Origin of the sequence: Bathymodiolus heckerae thiotrophic gill symbiont (assembly GCF_900128515.1) — a bacterium.
Classification (GTDB): domain Bacteria; phylum Pseudomonadota; class Gammaproteobacteria; order PS1; family Pseudothioglobaceae; genus Thioglobus_A.
The window spans coordinates 21,539-42,233 of the sequence record NZ_FQTP01000003.1 but is presented as its reverse complement, the minus strand read 5'-3'; the positions used below and the strand labels follow the sequence as shown (position 1 = coordinate 42,233).

25 protein-coding genes and 1 riboswitch are annotated in these 20,695 nt (G+C 37.1%); of the genes, 2 read left to right on the top strand and 23 right to left on the bottom strand.

Translation table 11 applies throughout. The features are described from left to right. Window positions 1-8 precede the first annotated feature (8 nt). The 21 genes from BTHERMOSOX_RS00915 to BTHERMOSOX_RS00815 all read right to left on the bottom strand — a co-directional run bounded on the left by BTHERMOSOX_RS00915 (window position 9) and on the right by BTHERMOSOX_RS00815 (window position 16,999). Window positions 9-368: a cell division protein FtsB gene (locus BTHERMOSOX_RS00915; RefSeq protein WP_138118537.1), complete on the bottom strand. Its 360-nt coding sequence runs from the start codon at window positions 366-368 to the stop codon at window positions 9-11. An 8-nt stretch (window positions 369-376) separates the two neighbouring features. After that, window positions 377-616 (bottom strand): hypothetical protein, encoded by a 240-nt coding sequence (locus tag BTHERMOSOX_RS00910; RefSeq protein ID WP_138118536.1) that lies wholly within the window; start codon window positions 614-616, stop codon window positions 377-379. A gap of 72 nt (window positions 617-688) precedes the next feature. Continuing rightward, the gene (locus BTHERMOSOX_RS00905; protein ID WP_138118535.1) at window positions 689-1,084 is read right to left on the bottom strand and encodes an RDD family protein; all 396 of its coding nucleotides are present in this window, start codon (window positions 1,082-1,084) and stop codon (window positions 689-691) included. Further along, a complete protein-coding gene (locus tag BTHERMOSOX_RS00900) occupies window positions 1,081-1,911 on the bottom strand; it encodes a peptidoglycan DD-metalloendopeptidase family protein (protein WP_138118534.1) in 831 nt (276 codons plus the stop codon). Before BTHERMOSOX_RS00900 ends, BTHERMOSOX_RS00905 begins: the two co-directional genes overlap by 4 nt. Continuing rightward, a complete protein-coding gene (xseA, locus tag BTHERMOSOX_RS00895; RefSeq protein WP_138118533.1) occupies window positions 1,898-3,298 on the bottom strand; it encodes an exodeoxyribonuclease VII large subunit in 1,401 nt (466 codons plus the stop codon). Before xseA ends, BTHERMOSOX_RS00900 begins: the two co-directional genes overlap by 14 nt. A gap of 3 nt (window positions 3,299-3,301) precedes the next feature. After that, window positions 3,302-3,784, bottom strand: coding sequence for a Smr/MutS family protein (locus tag BTHERMOSOX_RS00890; protein WP_138118532.1), 483 nt, complete (start codon window positions 3,782-3,784; stop codon window positions 3,302-3,304). Between the two features lie 65 nt (window positions 3,785-3,849). Continuing rightward, the gene (gene rpsT / locus BTHERMOSOX_RS00885) at window positions 3,850-4,110 is read right to left on the bottom strand and encodes a 30S ribosomal protein S20 (RefSeq protein WP_138118531.1); all 261 of its coding nucleotides are present in this window, start codon (window positions 4,108-4,110) and stop codon (window positions 3,850-3,852) included. Window positions 4,111-4,192: 82 nt separating this feature from the next. Further along, window positions 4,193-4,807, bottom strand: coding sequence for a high frequency lysogenization protein HflD (hflD, locus tag BTHERMOSOX_RS00880; RefSeq protein WP_138118530.1), 615 nt, complete (start codon window positions 4,805-4,807; stop codon window positions 4,193-4,195). Continuing rightward, window positions 4,800-5,885: a tRNA 2-thiouridine(34) synthase MnmA gene (mnmA, locus tag BTHERMOSOX_RS00875; protein WP_138118529.1), complete on the bottom strand. Its 1,086-nt coding sequence runs from the start codon at window positions 5,883-5,885 to the stop codon at window positions 4,800-4,802. The genes hflD and mnmA overlap by 8 nt, the downstream gene beginning before the upstream one ends. Then, window positions 5,878-6,795, bottom strand: a complete 918-nt coding sequence (locus BTHERMOSOX_RS00870; RefSeq protein ID WP_138118528.1) for a PhoH family protein — start codon at window positions 6,793-6,795, stop codon at window positions 5,878-5,880. The genes mnmA and BTHERMOSOX_RS00870 overlap by 8 nt, the downstream gene beginning before the upstream one ends. 5 nt (window positions 6,796-6,800) lie before the next feature. Next, window positions 6,801-8,135 carry a tRNA (N6-isopentenyl adenosine(37)-C2)-methylthiotransferase MiaB gene (gene miaB / locus BTHERMOSOX_RS00865; RefSeq protein ID WP_138118527.1) on the bottom strand — a complete coding sequence of 445 codons (1,335 nt, stop codon included), beginning with the start codon at window positions 8,133-8,135 and terminating at the stop codon, window positions 6,801-6,803. 14 nt (window positions 8,136-8,149) lie between these two features. Further along, on the bottom strand, window positions 8,150-9,187 hold the full coding sequence (locus BTHERMOSOX_RS00860; protein WP_138118526.1) for a mechanosensitive ion channel family protein: 1,038 nt from the start codon (window positions 9,185-9,187) through the stop codon (window positions 8,150-8,152). A gap of 17 nt (window positions 9,188-9,204) precedes the next feature. Continuing rightward, window positions 9,205-9,780 (bottom strand): murein hydrolase activator EnvC family protein, encoded by a 576-nt coding sequence (locus BTHERMOSOX_RS00855; protein ID WP_138118525.1) that lies wholly within the window; start codon window positions 9,778-9,780, stop codon window positions 9,205-9,207. Continuing rightward, window positions 9,770-10,342, bottom strand: coding sequence for a YqaA family protein (locus tag BTHERMOSOX_RS00850; protein ID WP_138118524.1), 573 nt, complete (start codon window positions 10,340-10,342; stop codon window positions 9,770-9,772). Before BTHERMOSOX_RS00850 ends, BTHERMOSOX_RS00855 begins: the two co-directional genes overlap by 11 nt. A 6-nt stretch (window positions 10,343-10,348) precedes the next feature. Then, a complete protein-coding gene (gene glyQ, locus BTHERMOSOX_RS00845) occupies window positions 10,349-11,248 on the bottom strand; it encodes a glycine--tRNA ligase subunit alpha (RefSeq protein ID WP_138118523.1) in 900 nt (299 codons plus the stop codon). A gap of 72 nt (window positions 11,249-11,320) precedes the next feature. Continuing rightward, on the bottom strand, window positions 11,321-12,067 hold the full coding sequence (locus BTHERMOSOX_RS00840) for an ATP synthase subunit B family protein (RefSeq protein WP_138118522.1): 747 nt from the start codon (window positions 12,065-12,067) through the stop codon (window positions 11,321-11,323). Window positions 12,068-12,215: 148 nt separating this feature from the next. Then, a complete protein-coding gene (gene ahcY, locus BTHERMOSOX_RS00835) occupies window positions 12,216-13,586 on the bottom strand; it encodes an adenosylhomocysteinase (protein WP_138118521.1) in 1,371 nt (456 codons plus the stop codon). 22 nt (window positions 13,587-13,608) lie between these two features. Further along, window positions 13,609-13,679, bottom strand: a riboswitch (S-adenosyl-L-homocysteine riboswitch). 35 nt (window positions 13,680-13,714) lie between these two features. Further along, the gene (gene metK / locus BTHERMOSOX_RS00830) at window positions 13,715-14,848 is read right to left on the bottom strand and encodes a methionine adenosyltransferase (protein WP_138118520.1); all 1,134 of its coding nucleotides are present in this window, start codon (window positions 14,846-14,848) and stop codon (window positions 13,715-13,717) included. Window positions 14,849-15,001: 153 nt separating this feature from the next. Beyond that, a complete protein-coding gene (ccmB, locus tag BTHERMOSOX_RS00825; RefSeq protein ID WP_138118519.1) occupies window positions 15,002-15,667 on the bottom strand; it encodes a heme exporter protein CcmB in 666 nt (221 codons plus the stop codon). Further along, the gene (ccmA, locus tag BTHERMOSOX_RS00820; RefSeq protein ID WP_138118518.1) at window positions 15,664-16,266 is read right to left on the bottom strand and encodes a cytochrome c biogenesis heme-transporting ATPase CcmA; all 603 of its coding nucleotides are present in this window, start codon (window positions 16,264-16,266) and stop codon (window positions 15,664-15,666) included. Before ccmA ends, ccmB begins: the two co-directional genes overlap by 4 nt. A 13-nt stretch (window positions 16,267-16,279) precedes the next feature. Then, on the bottom strand, window positions 16,280-16,999 hold the full coding sequence (locus tag BTHERMOSOX_RS00815) for an outer membrane protein assembly factor BamE (RefSeq protein WP_138118517.1): 720 nt from the start codon (window positions 16,997-16,999) through the stop codon (window positions 16,280-16,282). A 63-nt stretch (window positions 17,000-17,062) separates the two neighbouring features. On the opposite strand from BTHERMOSOX_RS00815, the gene fur reads away from it, so the two are divergent. Beyond that, entirely contained in the window at window positions 17,063-17,470 is a 408-nt protein-coding gene (fur, locus tag BTHERMOSOX_RS00810) for a ferric iron uptake transcriptional regulator (RefSeq protein WP_138118516.1), read from the top strand. A 16-nt stretch (window positions 17,471-17,486) separates the two neighbouring features. Further along, a complete protein-coding gene (locus BTHERMOSOX_RS00805; RefSeq protein ID WP_138118515.1) occupies window positions 17,487-18,275 on the top strand; it encodes a metal ABC transporter permease in 789 nt (262 codons plus the stop codon). Here BTHERMOSOX_RS00805 and prfA read toward each other — a convergent pair whose 3' ends face one another. Then, on the bottom strand, window positions 18,276-19,367 hold the full coding sequence (gene prfA / locus BTHERMOSOX_RS00800) for a peptide chain release factor 1 (protein ID WP_138118514.1): 1,092 nt from the start codon (window positions 19,365-19,367) through the stop codon (window positions 18,276-18,278). It abuts the gene before it with no gap. After that, on the bottom strand, window positions 19,367-20,617 hold the full coding sequence (hemA, locus tag BTHERMOSOX_RS00795; protein WP_138118513.1) for a glutamyl-tRNA reductase: 1,251 nt from the start codon (window positions 20,615-20,617) through the stop codon (window positions 19,367-19,369). Before hemA ends, prfA begins: the two co-directional genes overlap by 1 nt. Window positions 20,618-20,695: the final 78 nt, after the last annotated feature.

The window sequence follows — 20,695 nt, the reverse complement described above, 5'->3', positions numbered from 1 at the left end:
TAAGATGGTTAGTTTTGTTCAGAAACACGGATTTGATAATATTTTTCACCTGCTTTGATCAGTCCAAATTTTTGTCTCGCCATGGATTCTAAAATTTCTAATTTTTGATCAGACTTGGCCGCTAGCTCTAATTTTAGGTGCTGGTTTCCTTGATTAAGCTGTCGGTTTTCAGTAATATTTTGCTGAAGTAAAGCTTGTTTGTTATAAATATCAATAGGGAAGTTGTTGCTAATAAAATTTTGACGAATTAAACTTGTTAAGATAATAATCAAAACAATACCAATCCAATAGCGATAAAAAAAGCCAAATAAATTATTTGGCTTTTTGTTACGCTTGTTAGATAAGCGTAAATAAGATTGTATATTCAAGCTATAAATTAACCATCAGCAAGATTTTTACCGTCTTTGACATCTTGAGAAAACATCCAAATTGAGCCACCAATAATGTAGATTGTTGATGCGATTACACCAAAAGCAGCAATATATTCAGCAGTTCCAGAAATCATACCGATATAAGAAAGGATAATTAAAGCAAGTGGCGCTACTAGACTGATAGCTAAAGTGCTGATCATTAAAATATTACCTTTTACACCGCTGTTATTAACTGTTGAACTCATACCACTCTCCCACACTCATAAAATTTATTAAAAATATTATATCACAGATTTTTTTTACTTTATTGACGTAAATCAATTTTTTATCAATAAGGTATTTGAAAGTTTATCGTGCCAGGAGAGCTTATCCTTATTAAATAATTGAGTTAAGAATCCTAATCCAAAAAATATAAAAGAAATCAATCCAAAACTGGCTCGAATAAAAGCTTGCTGATAAGTAATATTTTTTTGATTATGCTGAATTACTTGAAACTTCCAAGCTTTCATGCCGATGGTTTGACGACCTTTTACCCAAGAGACAATAAAATATAAATAAACACTAGGTAGAGTGATTAGATAGAAAAAAGCATCACCCATATTTTCAAATAAAGCATTGGCCGCTAGGCCAGCAAAAAATGCTACCGAAAAAGCGATAAAAATATCATAAACAACAGCGCCTAATCGACGCACTAAAGAGACGTTAGATGTCATAATTTTAGAGTGCCCTTGATTAAAATATTTGGGTTGATAACGGTTTGATTAAGATATACACCAAAATGTAGATGCGGCCCTGTAGCTCTACCAGTTTGGCCAATAGTGCCGATAATATCACCCTGTTTAACAATTTGTCCAAGCTTTGCTATGCGTTCATTCATATGAATATAAACACTAATTAATCCTTGTCCATGGTCGATAAAAATAGCGTTACCATTAAAGAAAAATTCATCACTGACAATCACCTTTCCAGTAGCAGAAGCTTGAATAACTGTACCAATTTTTCCAGCATAGTCTAGACCGGTATGAGGGCGTCTTGGCTCGCCATTGTAAAATCGTTTAAAGCCAAAAGGACTAGTGGTAATCCCAGAAATGGGGCGAATAAAACTTTGGTTGTTAAATTCTTGAGTTGAAAAAGTTCTGCGTGCTATGGATAAAATTGGACGCTCGCGTTTAATTCTATCCATATGTGCAAGATTTGGATTGACGTATTTTTTCTTATTGCCGGTTAGGGTGATGTGCTGCTCTTGGTAAGTGTAGTCTTTGACAGTAAAGTCTATTTTTCGTTCGGAAAAATCTTTAATTATTATTTGCTTCTTGCCAATCTTTGCCAATAGTGGAATACCTACCAAGGCCTGCCAATGAGAGTCTTTGATGCGTTGTGTATACACCGGAACATTGCCATAAGAAGCTTTTGGATTGGCATGATTTGTATGAAAATCAATCACTGCAATACCACCAGGAATGGCAATATTACTAACACTAAGGCTGGCTAGCGCAGGAAATGTTAAAAATAGCAATACTAATAAATTAATTTTTTTCAATTTTTTCTACCTTGGAATGAATAATACCGCCATTCAAACGAGTGCTAATTATCTGATTTGTTTTTATCTTATCGATTGATGATAATACTTGATTCTTGACATTTGTGGTAATGCTATAACCTCTAGAAAGGGTATTTAGTGGTGATAAAAGATTAAGTGTGTTAGCACGCACGCCCAGTGTATTTTGATATTGAACAATCATTTGTACACTTGCATTTTTTAGTCGAGCGTTGAGTAAATTTAGCACATCGGTATTATGGCTAATAACACTATGTATGTGCTGATAAAGTCGATCAACAGAAAGTTTATTCAACTCAATTGAATGTTGAATATGTTCTTTAGGTGAATGTTGTTTTAAAGTTGCATGTAAAGTTGTTAGTGCTGACTTGTAATTTATCACTTGTTGGTTGGCACTCAAAGCAAGTCGGTGTGATAAATAATCCAACTGCTGGGAAAGTATATTAATGGTTTTGTTCGGTGTTGATATTCTCAGTTTTAACTGATCAAGTCGCGCTTGTTTTTGTTGCTGATTTTGTTGCGTGTATTGCTGCAACAATCCAAATAGTTTTTTTAAGTTCGATAACAATTCTAATCGATCAGGTGTTACCAACATCGCAGCAGCACTTGGCGTTGGTGCACGAGCATCAGCGACAAAATCTGCAATAGTGGTATCTGTCTCATGGCCAATTGCACTAATAATAGGTGTTTTGGTGTTAAAAATAACTCGAGCTAAAGACTCTTCGTTAAAAGCCCACAAATCCTCTATGGAGCCACCACCACGTGCCAAAATTAACACATCACAACGATTAGATCGATCAGCTGCTTCAATAGCATGAGCAAGTTTTATAGCTGATCCTTCACCCTGAACCACAGAGTCAAATAATAATATTTCAGCAAAAGGATAGCGCTTATATAGAACTCTAATAATATCTTGAATAACCGCACCCGAGGATGAAGAGATAACACCAATAGTATTAACCACTGATGGCAAAAGTTTTTTATGTTCAGTGTCAAACAGGCCTTCATCAGATAATTTATTTTTTAGCTGTTCAAAGGCTAAATTAAGATTACCAACGCCAACGGGTTCAATATGTTGAATGATTAATTGAAAATCACCCCGCGCTTCATATAGTGTTGGCGCAGCACGGACTAATATTTCCATGCCATTTTCTAGTGTAAATTTAATATTGCGTTGATTCAGCCTAAACAGTGCGCAGCGTATTTGACCGCGATTATCCTTAAGTGAAAAATACCAATGTCCAGAAGTGGGGCGAGCTAAATTAGAGATTTCACCCTGGAGCCAACAGCTAGGAATATTATCCTCAACGGTTTTATTGCACAGTGACAAAAAATCAGAGACTGTGTAGATTTCATCTAAATTAAACATTGATTATTGCTTGAGTAGGGCGAACACAGCGCCTGTGCCGCCGTCTTTATCAGGGCAAGAATTAAATGCCATCACTTGCGGGTGTTGGCTTAAAAAACTAACCACTTGAGTTTTTAAAATACTCATACTATTGTCAGAGTGATAACCCTTGCCATGAATAATATGAATAAATTCCTCATGTTGGTGATGATACATAAACTGACTCATAGATTCGCAAGCCTCCACTACAGTCTGGCCATGAAGATCAAGTGTTGGCGCAAAATCAATAGTACCATGTTTCATTTTTTTAATCAGCTTAGGAGAAAGGCCATTTTTAGCATGAGCAACTATTTTAGATCCACTTAAGCGCGCTTCAGTGATGTAACTATAGGCGGTAAATGCTGCTCGACTAATTCTTTGGTTGGTTTGCTGTTGACCATCTTTATCGATTGGCGCGCTAGTATCAACGCTATCTCTAAATAGCCGTTTATCTTCGTCGTTGATCATGATTGTTTGTGCATTAAAAAAGCCCTCAAAAGAGGGCTTAATTATAGCAATGTTAACTAAAAGTTTTACAGAGCTTTGATTTGTGCGTTTAAACGAGATTTCTTTCTAGCAGCTTGATTCTTATTCATTAAGCCTTTGCTTACTGACTGGTCCATCATTTTTTGCATCACTGCAAAACCACCTTGCGCCTCTTCTTTGTTGCCAGTTTCTAATGCGTAAGTTACCTTCTTGATAAACGTACGAACTTTAGCACGAATTTGTGAGTTATGCTTGTTACGTTTTGTTGATTGTCTTGCGCGTTTTTTTGAACCTGCTGAATTAGCCATCTTGATTTTAAGAGTTAAATTATTAAAGGCGTAATTATAAAGTCTTAGTTGCTAAAAGTCTAGGGGTAATTTGAAATTTAAATTAGCCATTGACACAATCCAATGCATCGATTGCATTTAATATTTTGCGTTTATTGAAAATCAAGTGCCAAGTTTTACCGCCTTGGGATTTCCACAGTGAAACGGCGCGTATACCTGATAGTAAAAGAGCTCTAATATGATTAGCAGTACGATGATTAGATAAATGTAGTTGTTCGCCTTTAACCATAATTCTTGGATTTAGTTTGCCCAGCGTGGTTTTGTAAAGCTCACCTAGTCTAGCAATTGAATTACTATGAGTTATTTCAAAGAATTCTTGTTTGTTTAAAGCGTTAATTTCAGCAGTAATGGTATCTAGCAAGGCTGGATTTTTCATTAACTTTTTCTCAAGGTTAATTAATGATAAAGCGTAAAAAACCACAGTCTGAATAGACTTAGTTTGTTTTCCCAGTGCAATTCGTAAAGCAGCCATGCCAATAGATAATTTCGCATGAGAATCAAACACCTCAGAGACGTTAACGCTTGAAGATACAATGCTTTTTAAGCTTGCTGTTGAACAATCTGTATCACAATCGCCATTTGAAGCAAGTTGATCAACTAGTGTGGCGCTTTGTAAAACGCCAGTAAGTGCTAGAGTTTGGTTGTTTATTTTATTCATTACTTCGTTTTTCAATAATTGCACCACCTAGACAAATATCATTTTGATAGAAAACAATGGATTGCCCTGGGGTAACAGCCCTTTGTGATTTGGTAAAAATAATCTTAATACTATCACCATCCTTAGTGATTTTACAATCTTGAGAGGCTTGTCGATAGCGAATTTTGGCTTGGCAATCTAATGGGAAATCTGGCTCGTTACCGATCCAGTGATTATTTGAGGTGCTTAAACTATTGTGATATAGTAGTGGATGATCGCCTTGTACAACTAGTAGCTCGTTACTATCAATTCTTTTATCGGCAACAAACCAAGGCTCTGGAAAATCGCTAAAACCACCACCAATCTCCAGGCCTTTTCTTTGACCAATAGTATAAAAAGCCAAGCCTTGATGATGTTTAATGAACTGACCTTGTTCATCAATAATATCACCTTGATTTTTTGGTAAATAGGTTTCTAAAAATTCAGAGAAATTACGCTCGCCAATAAAGCAAATGCCAGTTGAGTCTTTTTTATCGGCAGTGATTAAGTCGTACTGATTGGCAATTTCTCTAACGCGAGTTTTGCTAATATTACCAAGTGGGAATAGACTTTTACTCAGTTGGTATTGACCCAGCAAATACAAAAAATAACTCTGATCTTTATCGTTGTCTAAACCAGTTTTTAGCTGATACTGGTTGTTATTATGTGTAATTCTGGCATAGTGGCCAGTGGCAATTTTGTCGGCGCCAAGCGAAAGTGCATATTCAAGAAACACTTTAAATTTGATTTTTTGATTGCATAGAACATCTGGATTTGGAGTCCTGCCTTTTTTATGCTCTTGTAAGAAATCTTCAAAAACATCTTCCCAATAATCTGCTGAGAAGTTTTTAGTGTGTAACTTAACACCTAATTTATCAGCAACTTTTTGCGCATCTGTAAGATCTTGTTCTGCAGTGCAATAGCCATCATTATCGTCTTCATCCCAGTTTTTCATAAACAGGGCTTCCACTTCATAGCCTTGTTCTAATAGCATCAAGGTTGCAACGGATGAGTCAACACCTCCTGACAATCCGACGATTATTTTTTCTGACTTATTCAAAGATTTCGTACGCTTGAACGATACGCTGAACTAATTTGTGTCGAACCACATCTCTAGAATGAAAATGACAGAATGAAATTTTTGGCTCGTTTTCTAACACTTTCATCGCATGCAGCAAGCCTGATTGACTTGGTCGTGCTAAATCAATTTGGGTGACGTCACCAGTAATTACCATTTTTGAGCTAAAACCCAGTCGCGTTAAGAACATTTTCATTTGTTCGGTGGTAGTGTTTTGCGCTTCATCTAGAATGATAAATGCTTCGTTTAAGGTTCGACCACGCATAAAAGCAAGCGGCGCTACTTCAATGACATTTTTATCAAGTAATTTTGTGACTTTGTCAAAGCCCATCATTTCATATAAAGCATCATAAATTGGACGTAAATAAGGGTCTATTTTTTCACTAAGATCACCTGGTAAAAAACCAAGTTTTTCACCGGCTTCAACCGCAGGTCGAACTAATACAATACGACGTACATCAGATTTTTCTAGCGCTTCAACAGCGCGCGCTACTGCAAGGTAGGTTTTTCCTGTACCTGCAGGGCCAATCCCAAACGTACAATCTTGATCTTTAATGGCTTTTACGTAAAGTTGTTGGTTGAGTGAACGTACATGGATAAACTTACGTTTAGTTTTAATATTAACTGATTCATTTGGTTGGTCATCCTGGGTATAGGCTTTAATGCTCATTTCTACATCGTGAATACTTATAGATTGAGACCTAGCGAGAACGCATAAATCTTTAAGTATTCGTGCAGCCAGATGTTGGCTTTCACCACGAATAACAAATTCCTCAGCTTTGTTATTAATCTCTACATCTAAACTTCTAGCAATAACCTCTAGGTTTCGATCAAAAGAGCCACAAATGCATGCTAACTGATCAGAGCTATCTATCTCTAAGGTTAATTGCATCAGCGTTAATTAATATTTGTAAAATGAAGTTCACCCATAAGCGAATTGCCACGTGCAGCTGTAATTTTGACATCAACAATTTGACCAATTAGTAATTCGTCACCCTTGAAGTGAGTATTGCGCATATTCTCTGTACGACCAAACATATTGTCGTCTTTTCTGGCTTTATTTTCTACCAGTACTTTTTGAATACTACCTACCATGGACTTTGAAATTATCTCAGTAGAAGTGTTAATAGTTTCTTGAACGCACTTTAATCGTTGTTTTTTAGTTGCCATACTGACATCGTCTGGATAGCTAGAAGCAGGTGTACCAGGACGTGCTGAATAGATAAAGCTAAAAGATTTATCAAATCCAATATTATTAATTAGGCTCATGGTATCTTCAAAATCTTGATCAGTTTCACCTGGAAAACCAATGATAAAATCAGACGATATAGAAATATCAGGGCGAATTTTACGTAATTTTCTAATCTTAGATTTATACTCAATAGCCATATGGCCACGCTTCATTAGGCCTAGGATTTTGTCAGAACCGCTTTGAATAGGTAAGTGTAAATGTGACACCAGTTCGGGTACCTCAGCATAAGCTTGAATTAAGCTGTCTGAAAATTCAACTGGATGAGAAGTGGTGTAACGAATGCGATCAATGCCATCAATTTGTGCAACAATATTAATTAATAAAGCTAAATCAGCATGTTCACCATCATCCATTAGCCCTAGATAAGCGTTTACATTTTGACCCAATAAATTAACCTCGCGAACGCCTTGGCTTGCCAAAATTTCTACTTCTTTAATAACATCATTAAATGGTCGAGAAACTTCTTCACCGCGCGTATATGGAACTACGCAGAATGTACAGTACTTACTACAACCTTCCATAATAGAAACAAAGGCGCTAACACCATTTGACTCAGGCGCTGGCAGGTGGTCGAATTTTTCAATTTCAGGAAAAGAAATATCAATACTGGTTTTTTTATCACCCAATACCTCATTAACCATAGTGGGTAAGCGATGCAAAGTTTGTGGGCCAAAAATAATATCTACATAGGGGGCGCGTTTAAGAATAAGCTCGCCTTCTTGTGAAGCGACACAACCGCCAACGCCAATAATTAATTTTGGATTTTTTTCTTTGAGTTTGCGCCAACGACCTAATTGATGAAACAATTTTTCTTGTGCTTTTTCACGAATAGAGCAGGTATTGAGTAATAATACGTCAGCCTCTTCCGGCTTGTCAGTTAAAGACAGATTGTGAGAATGCTTAAGCACATTAACCATTTGGTCGGAATCGTACTTATTCATTTGACAACCGAAAGTGCGGATGTGTAATTTATTCATAATGGAGTTTTTGACTATTAAGATTCAGCGGTTTTCTGAATGTGCAATGTTTGTGTTGGGAAGGCTATTTCAGCATTATGCTTATCAATAATATTAGCCACTTCAAGTAAGATTTCTTGCTTTATTTTTTGATACTCGCCTTTTCCAGTGGTATTGGTAAAAGCATAAATATTGAAATCAATCGATGAAGCGTTAAAGTAATTAAAGTACACACGTAGAGCTTGAGTTTTATCAATATCCTTATGTGTTTTAAGCATGCTTTCAACGTCAGCAACAATCTCCGGCATTTGCTTAATATCATCATAACGAATGCCAACCACTTCTTTAATGCGACGATTGGTCATGCGCGATGGGGTTTCAATTGGAATAGAGGCAAAGATTGAATTTGGGATGTAAACCGGATTTTTACTAAAGGTGCGAATGCGAGTCATGCGCCAGCCGATCTTCTCAACTGTTCCTTCAAACTCACTTGAACGAATCCAATCACCTGTTGAAAAAGGCTTATCCATTTGAATCATCAGTCCACCAAAAATATTTGAGAGCATGTCTTTAGCGGCAAAGCCCATCACAATACCACCTACACCACCAAAGGTGAGCAAGCTTGAAATTGAAAATCCTAGATGTTGTGCAATGCCTAGTAAAATGGCTACAACTACTAGGATTTTAAAGAGTCGTGTGAATAGGCGTACAGAGTCGTTATTTACACTATTATCTGCCTCAACCAAATAGTTTTCAACACCTGATATAACGCGCACTACACCCCAGGTGATGATAAATATTGGCGTAATATCAATGTATTCTACAACGGTTGTAAGTGCGGTAATTTGATCTTTAAAAGCACTGATAGAAAAATACAACCAACCAAACCAAATCAGTACTTTTAGCGGTGCAGAGATGGCTTTGACTAAGTGGTCATCTAGTTGATTTTTGGTTTTTCCAGCGTGCTTGGCAACTTGACTTATGATAAACCCTAAGACAATATGAGCAACTAGCGCTACGGCAAATAAAATACCAGCAGCCTGGTAAGGAGTCATGTTCTGTAAAAATTCATTCATAATCAATATTTTAGCGCTTATTTAAGATATTTGAGTGGATTAATTGCTTGATTAAATTTCTTCATTTCAAAGTAAAAAGGCTGGCTAGTTGTACTGGCAATTACTTCACCTTTTTTAACCTGATCGCCTAAGTTAACTCGAAGAGCCTGAGTTTGAGTGTAAGTTGAGTTAAATCCTAGTGGATGACGCATAATAATCATTTGACCGTAGCTTTTCATTTTGTCACCAATATAGATAATTTTTCCGTCCCGAATAGCGCGAATTTCTTGTCCATTATGGGTGTTAAACGCCAAACCAGAGTGCTTTTTAGAGTAAGTTTGACTTACCTTTGCATTAACTGGAATATGCCAATTTGAGGATTTTTTTTGACTTTTAGCGCTTGGCTTTCTAGATTTTTGACTAGTTTTTGCAACTGTACTGTCAGTCACTCGTCGACTTTTGTGCGTAATTGTAGATTTATTATTTAAGCGTTGATGGTTAATATTTTCGAGATGAGAGGATTTTTCAATCACAATCACGGCTTGTTTGGGTGATTGAGAATAACAACCTGTTAATGACAAAATAACAGTAATACTGAGAAATTTAACCCACATACCAAACTCCAAAAATAACCATAACAATAAGTCCGTAACCCAAGCGATCAATATATTTTTTCAACCATTGGTCGCAAGCACCACCATAAGCCTTAACCAGTCCAGCAACTAAATAATACCTTGCGCCACGAGCAATCAGGGAGATAGCAATAAAAGGCAATAACGGCATCGCCATACTACCTGCGCTAATGGTGGCCAGTTTGTACGGAATAGGGCTAAAGGCAGCAATACCAACAACCCAAATACCATACTCATCAAAAAAACCTTTAATCAAATCAATAGATTCTGGCTTTAAAAGCTCATAGCTCAGTAAGAAGTTTAATAAAATATCGCCGAGTAAATAGCCAGACAATCCACCCAATACAGAAAAAACCGTAGCAATTAAGGCGAATGAATAAGCTTTATCGGGTTGTTTTAACGCCATTGGCGCTAATAAAATATCGGGTGGTGGATAAGGTAGTACGCTAGATTCCAAAAAACTTACCCCAGATAGCCAGTAAACAGCAAATTTACTTTGCGCCCAATCTAGTGTTTTTTGGTAGATCTTGGAAAAAATTTGCATGCAGGATTAACTATCTTTTAACATTGGGAAGCCTAGTGCCTCGCGTGAGTCAAGATAAATTTTTGCTACTTTTTGACTCATACCGCGTACGCGTCGAATAAAACGAGCTCGATCAGTCACACTAATGGCGTGGCGTGCATCGAGTAAGTTAAATAAATGCGAGGCTTTCATGACTTGTTCATAAGCTGGATAAGGCAAGGCTTTTTCAATTAATTGTTCATTCATAGCTTCAGCTTCATCAAACTGTTTGAATAGTACATAGGTATCAGCAATTTCAAAGTTATATTTTGACTGCTCCACTTCATTTTGATGAAATACATCGCCATAACTCACACCCTGCGTCCAAACCAAATCAAACACACTGTCCACGCCTTGTAAGTACATGGCTAAACGCTCAAGACCATACGTTAGTTCACCGGCAACTGGTTTGCAAGCTAGACCGCCAACTTGTTGGAAATAAGTAAATTGTGATACTTCCATACCGTTTAGCCAAATCTCCCAACCCAAGCCCCAAGCACCTAAAGTCGGTGACTCCCAGTTGTCTTCAACAAAGCGTACATCATGCTTGGTTAAATCAATACCAATTTCGGTTAAAGACTCTAAGTATAAATCTTGAATATTCTTAGGCGAAGGTTTTAGGATTACCTGAAATTGATAATAATGTTGCAGGCGGTTTGGGTTTTCACCATAGCGACCATCAGTAGGGCGGCGTGAGGGCTGAACGTAGGCTGCATTCCAAGGCTCAGGGCCAATGGCTCGCAAGAAGGTGGCAGGGTGGAAGGTTCCAGCACCCATTTCCATGTCAAACGGCTGTAATAATGTACAGCCCTTGGAGGCCCAAAAAGTTTGTAATTTTAAAATTAAATTTTGAAAAGATGCTGTGGCGTCTAAGTCTGAAATTGACATATTTAATCAATACAAATGAAATAAATTTTACCTTTATTTCATTTGTACAAGCCCTGCATTATTAGAGTATTTTTAATCAACAAAATTATTATCTACTAAAAACTTCCTGCCTTTATTTGTTAGAGTATATGGTGCCGACCAGTATATCATTTGAATGTATTTGTTATTTTCTAATTTTTCTATATAAACCTTAGCTTTGGTTTTTGAATTGATTGGGAGTTTTTCGAGAATTTTAGAAATTAACGGTTCTTCTTCAATTTTTCCATATTTTGAAATAATGAGTAAAACATCAATTAAATCCTTCTCTAATCCTAACTCTTCATCCGTTTCTTTAATTTTTTTTATTTTCGTCTTCTGTTTATTATTTTTATTTAATAATGCTTTAAGATCTTCTATTTCAGCATCTTTTCCCTCTAAATCACTTTCATACTCAAATTTTACTTCTTTAATATTTCTTCTAATATTGATAGATTGTTCTTTTGTTAGCAAGGTGTTGTTTTCAATTTCTTGTTTAAGGTTTACTAATTCTTCTTGCCTCTTTTTGTGAAATTTATAAACAGGAGTTGAGAGATAAGGCAATATAAAAATGACACCAAGTGTTGTCAAAAGAGGAAAGACAAGTGTCGAATCCCAATACCAATTATTTTGAAAAAAAGTTTTATCAATGTAAATGATTTTTTCACCAATCTTCATTGACGAGAAAACCACTAAAATAAATTGATAATTCCATGCACACCATGAAACAAAGAAGTAGCCAAATAAAGGACTGGTCGCTTTGTCGTAAAGGTTTAATTTAATGGAGTTTATTAATTCATTCATATTTTTTAGTTTTTAAATTATTCAAGACAATGTTACTTATGTTTGGTTATATTAGTCTGTATTATTTTTGTATAAATTTGGCAATTAATCAAAATGACACAAAAAATGCGAGATAAATCTCGCATTTTTAATCTTAACTTAAAGTTGGTTAGTACTTATAAGACTCTGGCTTATATGGGCCTTCTTTCGGTACATTGATGTATTTAGCTTGTACGTCTGTTAGTGTTGTTAATACACCGCCAAAACCGCCAACCATTCCAGCTGCAACTTCTTCATCAAGTTTTTTAGGTAGAACCTCTACGTAAATATCGCCACCGTTGTCAGCAAATTTTTCATCAAATAAATGCATTTGTGCTAATACTTGGTTAGCAAATGATCCATCCATAATACGACTTGGATGTCCCGTTGCATTGCCTAAGTTAACTAAACGACCTTCAGATAATAAGATTAAATAATCAGATTTGTCATCACTTCTAAAGACGCGGTGAACTTGCGGCTTAACCTCGTCCCAACGCCAGTTGTCACGCATAAATTGTGTATCGATTTCATTGTCAAAGTGGCCGATATTACAAACCACTGAACCTTTTTTCAGCATTTGTAGCATGGCAGAATCACAAACGTTAAAGTTACCTGTAGTGGTGACGATAAGATCAGTAGTAGCTAATAAGCGCTGATTAATATCAGTGGTTTTTCCTGTATTAAAGCCTTTTTTGTAAGGAGAAACAATCTCAAACCCATCCATGCAAGCTTGCATGGCGCAGATTGGATCAATTTCAGAGATTTTAACAATCATGCCTTCTTGACGAAGTGATTGAGCAGAGCCTTTGCCCACATCACCGTAACCAATAACCAATGCTTTTTTGCCCGACATTAGCATGTCAGTACCACGCTTAATTGCATCGTTTAATGAGTGACGACAACCATATTTGTTGTCATTTTTTGACTTGGTTACTGAGTCATTAACGTTGATTGCAGGTACTTTCAACGTGCCTTCTTCCATCATTTCAAGTAGGCGGTGAACACCAGTTGTGGTCTCTTCACTAATGCCATGAATATCGTTTAACATTTCAGGGTATTTTTCATGCAGCATTTGGGTTAAATCACCACCATCATCAAGCACCATGTTGGCATTCCAAGGCTTGCCATTGTCTAAAATAGTCTGCTCAATACACCATAAGAATTCTTCTTCAGTCTCACCTTTCCAGGCAAATGTTGGAATGTCTGCTGCAACCATTGCTGCTGCTGCATGATCTTGTGTTGAGAAAATATTACAACTTGACCAGCGAACTTGTGCACCTAAATCAACCAATGTTTCCATTAGTACTGCCGTTTGAATAGTCATGTGAATACAACCCAAGATGCGTGCATCTTTAAGTGGTTGCTCGTTGCGGTATTTGTCACGCAGTGTCATTAGTGCTGGCATTTCAGCTTCTGCTAACTCTACTTCTTTACGGCCAAATTCAGCCAAATTCATATCAGCTACTTTATAGTCGTTGTTATCAATTGTCGGATTACTCATTTTTTCTCCTTTAGAAAATTTAAAAAAATGAGCGTCGTTTTGTTTTGATAGCCAAGCCTGATGGATATCAAATCCATGCAACGCTCCTTGGCAGTTTGGCTATTATACCAAACTTGATTTATATAATTTTATTTCAATAAATGCACTCGGTCAGTTTTTTCCCAAGTGATGTCAGCTTCGGTACGACCAAAATGTCCGTAACTTGCAGTTTTTTGATAAATTGGACGCTTAAGATCAAGCATTGCGATTAAACCTTTAGGGCGCAAGTCAAAATGCTCACGTACAAGCGCTTCAATTGCTTCAATTGAAATTGTACCAGTGCCGAAAGTTTCTACACTAATTGAAGTTGGCTCAGCCACACCAATGGCGTAAGACACTTGCACTTCACAACGTTGCGCCAAACCTGCAGCAACAATATTTTTAGCCACATAGCGAGTTGCGTACGCAGCAGAGCGATCAACTTTTGAAGGATCTTTGCCTGAAAAAGCACCGCCACCATGACGCGCCATGCCGCCATAAGTATCAACAATAATTTTTCGACCAGTAAGACCTGCATCACCCACAGGGCCACCAATCACAAAATTACCTGTTGGATTGATGTGAAATTTGGTTGAATCTGTTAGCCATTTGCTAGGCAATACTGGCTTAATAACCTCTTCTAAAATCGCCTCGCGTAAATCATCTAAAGAAATATCTTCATCATGCTGAGTTGATAATACCACTGCATCAATGCCGACGATTTTATGACCTTCATAAATACAAGATACTTGAGATTTTGCATCTGGGCGTAACCAAGGTAATGCGCCGTTTTTCATTAGTTCTGCTTGTTTGGCAACCAAACGATGAGCGTATAAAATTGGTGCAGGCATGTAAACATCAGTAGCGTTACACGCATAACCAAACATCAGACCTTGATCACCCGCACCTTGTTCGTGGTTTGTAAATTCATCAACACCCATAGCGATGTCTTGTGATTGCTCACCCAGAAGGTTGATTAAATCGCAAGTATGGCCATTAAAGCCGTATTCTTCTTTGTCGTAGCCAATGCCAATAATGGTTTCACGTACGATTTTTTCATAATCAATCTTAGCACCCGTGGTGATTTCACCGGCTAATACAACGTGATTATCTTTAACTAAAGTTTCAACAGCAACGCGAGAGTTTTTGTCTTGCGTTAGTGCAGCATCTAAAATTGCATCAGAAATTTGATCGCAAACTTTATCAGGATGTCCTGCTGAAACAGATTCGGAAGTAAATATCATTTTTTGCTCTCCTTGTGAATGTTAAAAACCATTTTTAAGAAGGGTTTCCAGTGAAGGAGGACGCCTACTTTAGCTTAATTTAACTACTCTAGGTAGTAACGCTAGCAATCGGGATAAATCAGCGTTTGACGGTATTATAACAAAAGTTAGTATTTATTCTAGACTTATTTTTAGAGCAATGGCGCTGACGAATGGCGCACTTATTAAGCTCAAGACTAAAAACATGGCTAGAAAATATAGCTGCCCATCAATCGTTAAACCGAATTGCGCCTGAGATACAGCACTTGAAGCGAAGATTAAAATCGGGATATAAAGGGGCAAAATTAATAATGACAATAGCATGCCGGAGTTTTTAATACCGACAACAAGTGAAGCGCCAATACTACCAATAAGACTCAAACTTGGGGTTGCAAGCAGTAAGGTGATCATCAATATTTTAATGCCTTCATCATCCAAAAATAGAAAAAGCCCTAATAAAGGTGATAGCAAAATAATTGGGATGCCAGTCAGTAACCAATGTGCAAAGATTTTGGATAATATTAGTAAGGGTAGTGAATGATGTGATGTGATCATTTGCTCCAGTATGCCATTTTCAAAATCATGATGAAATAATGCGTTAAGCGACAATAACACCGCAAGCATGCTTGCTACCCAAATAATTCCTGCTGCAATTTGTGATAATACAGCCGCTTCTGGACTGATAGCTAAAGGGAATAAGGAAACAGAAATGATAAAAAATAATAAAGGATTAAGTACGCTAGAAGGGTTGCGCAGGGCAACGCGTAGATCACGCTTGAGTGTTTGTAGGTAAATATTCATAATGCCAACACTCGTTGATTAGCCAAAGCTGAATCTTGATGGGTGGTAAATAAGCACAAGCCGCCATTATTACAGTGCTTTTCAATGCGACTTTCTACGATTTTTACGCCAGTAGGGTCAAGTGCAGTAAAAGGCTCGTCTAATAGCCATATCTTAGCCTTGGAAACGAATAATCCAGCCAAAATGACGCGACGCTTTTGCCCCGCAGAAAGATTGGCGCAGTATTCATCTTTATAACCTTTAAGACCGATATCACCCAATGCTTGAATCAGCTGCTGTTGATCAGTACTTTTATTTAAAGCGCTTAGAAATTCTAAATTTTCAAGGCTACTAAGCTCGCCACTAAGGGCTGCTTGATGGCCTAGATAAAAAACCTCTTGTCGGTATTCTTCGGATTTAACTGAGTGCTGATTCCAGCTAATTTCACCATGTTCACGAGCGCTAACGCCAGCTAGAATTTTTAATAATGATGTTTTGCCACTGCCGTTAGTGCCAGTAATATGCAGCACTTCACCGACATTTACCTGGAAAGATAAGTTGCTAAAGAGTTGGTTGTAGCCTCTTTGGCAACTTAAGTCATTAATAACAAGTGATGACATGATCGGTTAATGTCTACCAGAATTTGTACCAAGGACTATCTGTCTCTGCAGACACTTCTTTGGTAGCTGGTTGAGTTTTTTGAACAGGCTCTTTTATTTTAATTTCTTGAGAATTGACTGATTTGATAGTACTTTTTTGATCAGCTTTTTGTTGTTTGGCTTGTACTAGTTCAATCTTTTTTTTTAACGCATCAGCTTGAGCCTTTTCTGCAGCAATTTTTTCATTGGCAATTCTTTGCTCTTCTGCAGCCTGTGCTTTTTCTTTGGCTTGCTTGACCGCTTCTATTGAGGCTTTTTCTTCGGCGATGCGTTTATCTTCTAATTCTTTTTCTTTATCGGTTAACGCAGGCAAGCTATCAATTCCTGAGGTTTTAATATCAGCCAGCTTATTATTGTTAAACGTTAGTGCTAGGCGATAGTGAATATCATCTTTTTCATGTAGCGTTGAATGATTGATATAGTCCCACTGATTATTATGAAACGGATCAACGATACTTGGTGAACCGATTAAATCTTTTACTTGTGCTTGAGACATGCCAACTTTAAGTTGATTAATTTTAAAGCGATCTAAAACTGAGCCTTGATTAATATCATCCTTATAAAATGTCGGTAATAATAAATCGGGAAGGATATCTGGCATGTCTGGAAGTTCAGGCATGCTAGGCATAGAAGGCGAACATGCAGATATAAATGGTAATGAGAATGAGAATACAATCAAAGTTAGTTTGTTCATTTGTAATTAATTGGTTAAAATGATTAAGAATTATTTAACTGATTTTACCTCAAGGATGAGAATATGGATGCTCAAGATTTAAAAACTGCAGGCCTGAAAGTAACCCTGCCTAGACTTAAAATTTTAGAGATTTTAGAGAAGGCTGAAAAACACCATATGAGTGCTGAAGATATTTACCGAGCACTGGTAATGCAAGGTGAAGAGGTTGGTGTAGCAACAATTTATCGAGTATTAACTCAGTTTGAAGAAGCAGGTATGATCAATAAGCTTAATTTTGATAACGGTCAAAGTGTGTATGAGTTGTCGAATGCAGAACACCATGATCATTTATTGTGTATTAAATGTGGCAAGATTGATGAATTTAATGATGAAGTGATTGAGCAGCATCAGCATGACATTGCAACAAAATACGGCTATCAATTAACAGATCATTGCTTATATTTATATGGCCTGTGTAAAGATTGTCAATAATTAAACAGTACTAATCATGGATGATTTTATTGTTAGAGCGCTGATTGCAGCGCTCGGAATTTCCGTTATTGCGGGCTCGTTGGGTTGTTTTGTGATTTGGAAGCGTATGAGTTATTTTTCTGAGTCTATTTCCCATTCAGCTTTGTTGGGTGTTTCTTTAGGATTGGCAACTGGCTTAGGTATTCATACTGGCTTAGTGGTTATTGGTGTAATTTTTGCAGGACTAATTGTTGTTTTACAGCAAAGAAAAATCTTATCAAATGATGCTATATTGGGTATATTTTCTCATCTAGCATTATCACTAGGTATTGTAGTCTTGAGCATTGTAGGTGGCGCGAATACAGATTATTTCTCGCTGTTATTTGGTGATATTTTATCAATCACCAATCTAGATATTATTTGGATTTATACCGTGTTGATTATTGTAGTAGGTTTGTTGATGGTATTTTGGCAGCGCTTATTATTGCTTACATTGAACGAAGAATTAGCCGTTTCTCAAGGGCTTAATCGTACAGCTTATCAGTTATTATTTATGTTGATGATCGCACTAACTGTATCGGTTTCTGTACAAATTGTTGGTGTGTTGTTAATTACTTCGTTGTTAATTATCCCACCAGCAGTTGCTAGAATGTTTGCACACACACCAACAAGTATGGCTCTACAGTCAATTGGTATCTCTATTGCGGCCGTACTAATGGGTTTGAGTGCGTCAATATTTTATGATTTGGCCACAGGCCCAATGATTGTTATTGCCTTGGGCGTATTATTTGTAATCTCGCAATTACTACCAAGAAGAGTAAGCTAATTAAGCCAATGCATCGTTTAGTTCAGTTAGCTGGTTGGTTTGCTGCTCGACAACCAGTGGTTCGATAATTGCTTCTAAATCACCTTCCATAATTTCTGCCAACTTATACAAAGTTAGATTGATTCGATGGTCAGTAATGCGTCCTTGCGGATAATTATAAGTACGAATCCTTTGAGAGCGGTCACCACTACCAACAAGCTCTTTACGGGTTGATGCTTGTTCTTTATGTTGGATTTGTTGCTGTGCATCCAAAATTCTGGATGCAAGTACAGACATTGCCTGAGCCTTATTTTTGTGTTGTGAACGACCATCTTGACACTCAACTACTGTACCCGTAGGAATATGGGTAACACGAACGGCAGAGTCGGTTTTATTAACGTGCTGACCACCTGCGCCACTAGCTCTAAAAGTATCAACACGAACGTCACTCATATTAATATTAACTTCTTCAATATTTTCAACTTCTGGCATTACTGCAACTGTGCAAGCTGAAGTATGTACACGACCTTGAGATTCAGTTTCTGGTACACGTTGAACTCGGTGAGCGCCTGATTCAAATTTTAGTTTTGAATAAACATCGGTACCACTAATGCGTGCAATAATCTCTTTGTAACCACCATGATCACCCGCATTTGAACTCATGATTTCCACCCGCCATTTTTGTTTTTCTACGTAGCGAGAATACATTCTAAACAAGTCACCAGAAAAAATAGAGGCCTCATCACCACCGGCACCTGCACGTATTTCGACAATAATATTGCGTGAGTCATTAGGGTCTTTAGGTAGTAAAGATTTTTTAAGATCAAGATCTAGACGCTCTAAATTTTGTTTAGCATCGCCAATCTCTTCTTTAGCCATTGCCTTAATTTCAGCATCATCCTCTTCAAGCATCATCTTGGCATCTTCAAGATTCTCTACCGTTAACAAGTATTCTTGATACTGGTCATTGACTGGTGTTAGTTGTGAATATTCAATAGATAGCTCTCTAAATTTTTTTGCATCACTAGCAACATCTGGATCACTGAGCATGGCGCCAACTTCCTCAAGACGCATGGACATTTGTTCTAATTTGGTAAGAATGGATTCGTTCATTATTTTTTAATATTTGGAATACAGCCTTTGCACTGGTCTAAATCAGTGTGAGAAGTTTGTTTAATGTTTTTAAAAGTAGTATGAAGTATTTTATTGGTTAATTGATCGCCTAATTTCTTAATAATTTGCTCGCTGTCACCACCATTTTTAAGACGTTTTAAAGCATCTTCTACTGCATCTTCTTTAATCTGATTGGCGTTACTTCGATAACTCTGAACCAGCTGCTCATTTGGCAAAATAGACAGCCATTTGTTAAAAACTTGCGATTGTTTAATGATAATCTCTTGTGCTAACACTTTCTCTTTTTCGCGCGAGCCAATATTGTCGCTCACTACTTGCTCTAAGTCGTCAATAGTATAAAGATAAACATCATTCAGCTGACCAACTTCAGGCTCGATGTCTCTTGGGATGGCAATATCAAGTATAAACATTGGTTTATGCTTGCGCTGCTTGAGTGCGCTTTCAATTAAGCCTTTGCCAATAATGGGTACCGACGCAGCTGTTGATGAAATAATAATATCGGCCTGGTGAATAACGCTTGAAAATTGCTTGAGACTGACTGACTGTGCTCCGTACTGTTCGGCAATTTTTTTGGCATTTTCAATGGTTCTATTGGCAACGATCATATTTCGAACACCTTTTTGATTGAGGTGTTGAGCACAGAGCTCAATCATTTCTCCGGCACCAATTAGTAGAACTGTTTGTTCTGATAAATCAGAAAAAATCTTTTCACTAAGTTTGACAGCGCAATAGGCAATAGACACAGGTGACAATCCAATTTGAGTATCTGTACGAACTTTTTTAGCAGTTGAAAAAGCATGTTGAAATAGCTTTTCTAATTTTTTATTCAAAGTTCCAGCTTGTTTGGCAGCGTGGTATGCGTCTTTTAATTGGCCTAAAATTTGTGGCTCACCTAGTACTAATGAGTCTAATCCACAAGCAACATTGCAGATATGTGATAACGCATCATCTGTTTCAAAATAAACCAAATAAGGGTCGACTTCTGCTCTAGGAATATCGTGTGTTTTTGCAAGGTAGTTGCTTAAAATTTCTTTAGCATTGTCATCATTGACAACTGTATAAATTTCTGAACGATTACAAGTAGACAAAATAACGCAAGCTTCAATACCATCGATGGTATTTAATTTTTGTAACTCTTCGGTTAGTCGGTTGGGTGAAAATGCGACACGCTCACGCACTGCAACTGGCGCTTTTGCGTGGTTAACACTTAAAATAGCAATGCGTGACATAAACCCAAATAACAAATATAAATAAGCGCTTGATTATACCTAAGTAGAGCTTTTTTAGGCACTAGCTATTGAGCTTAA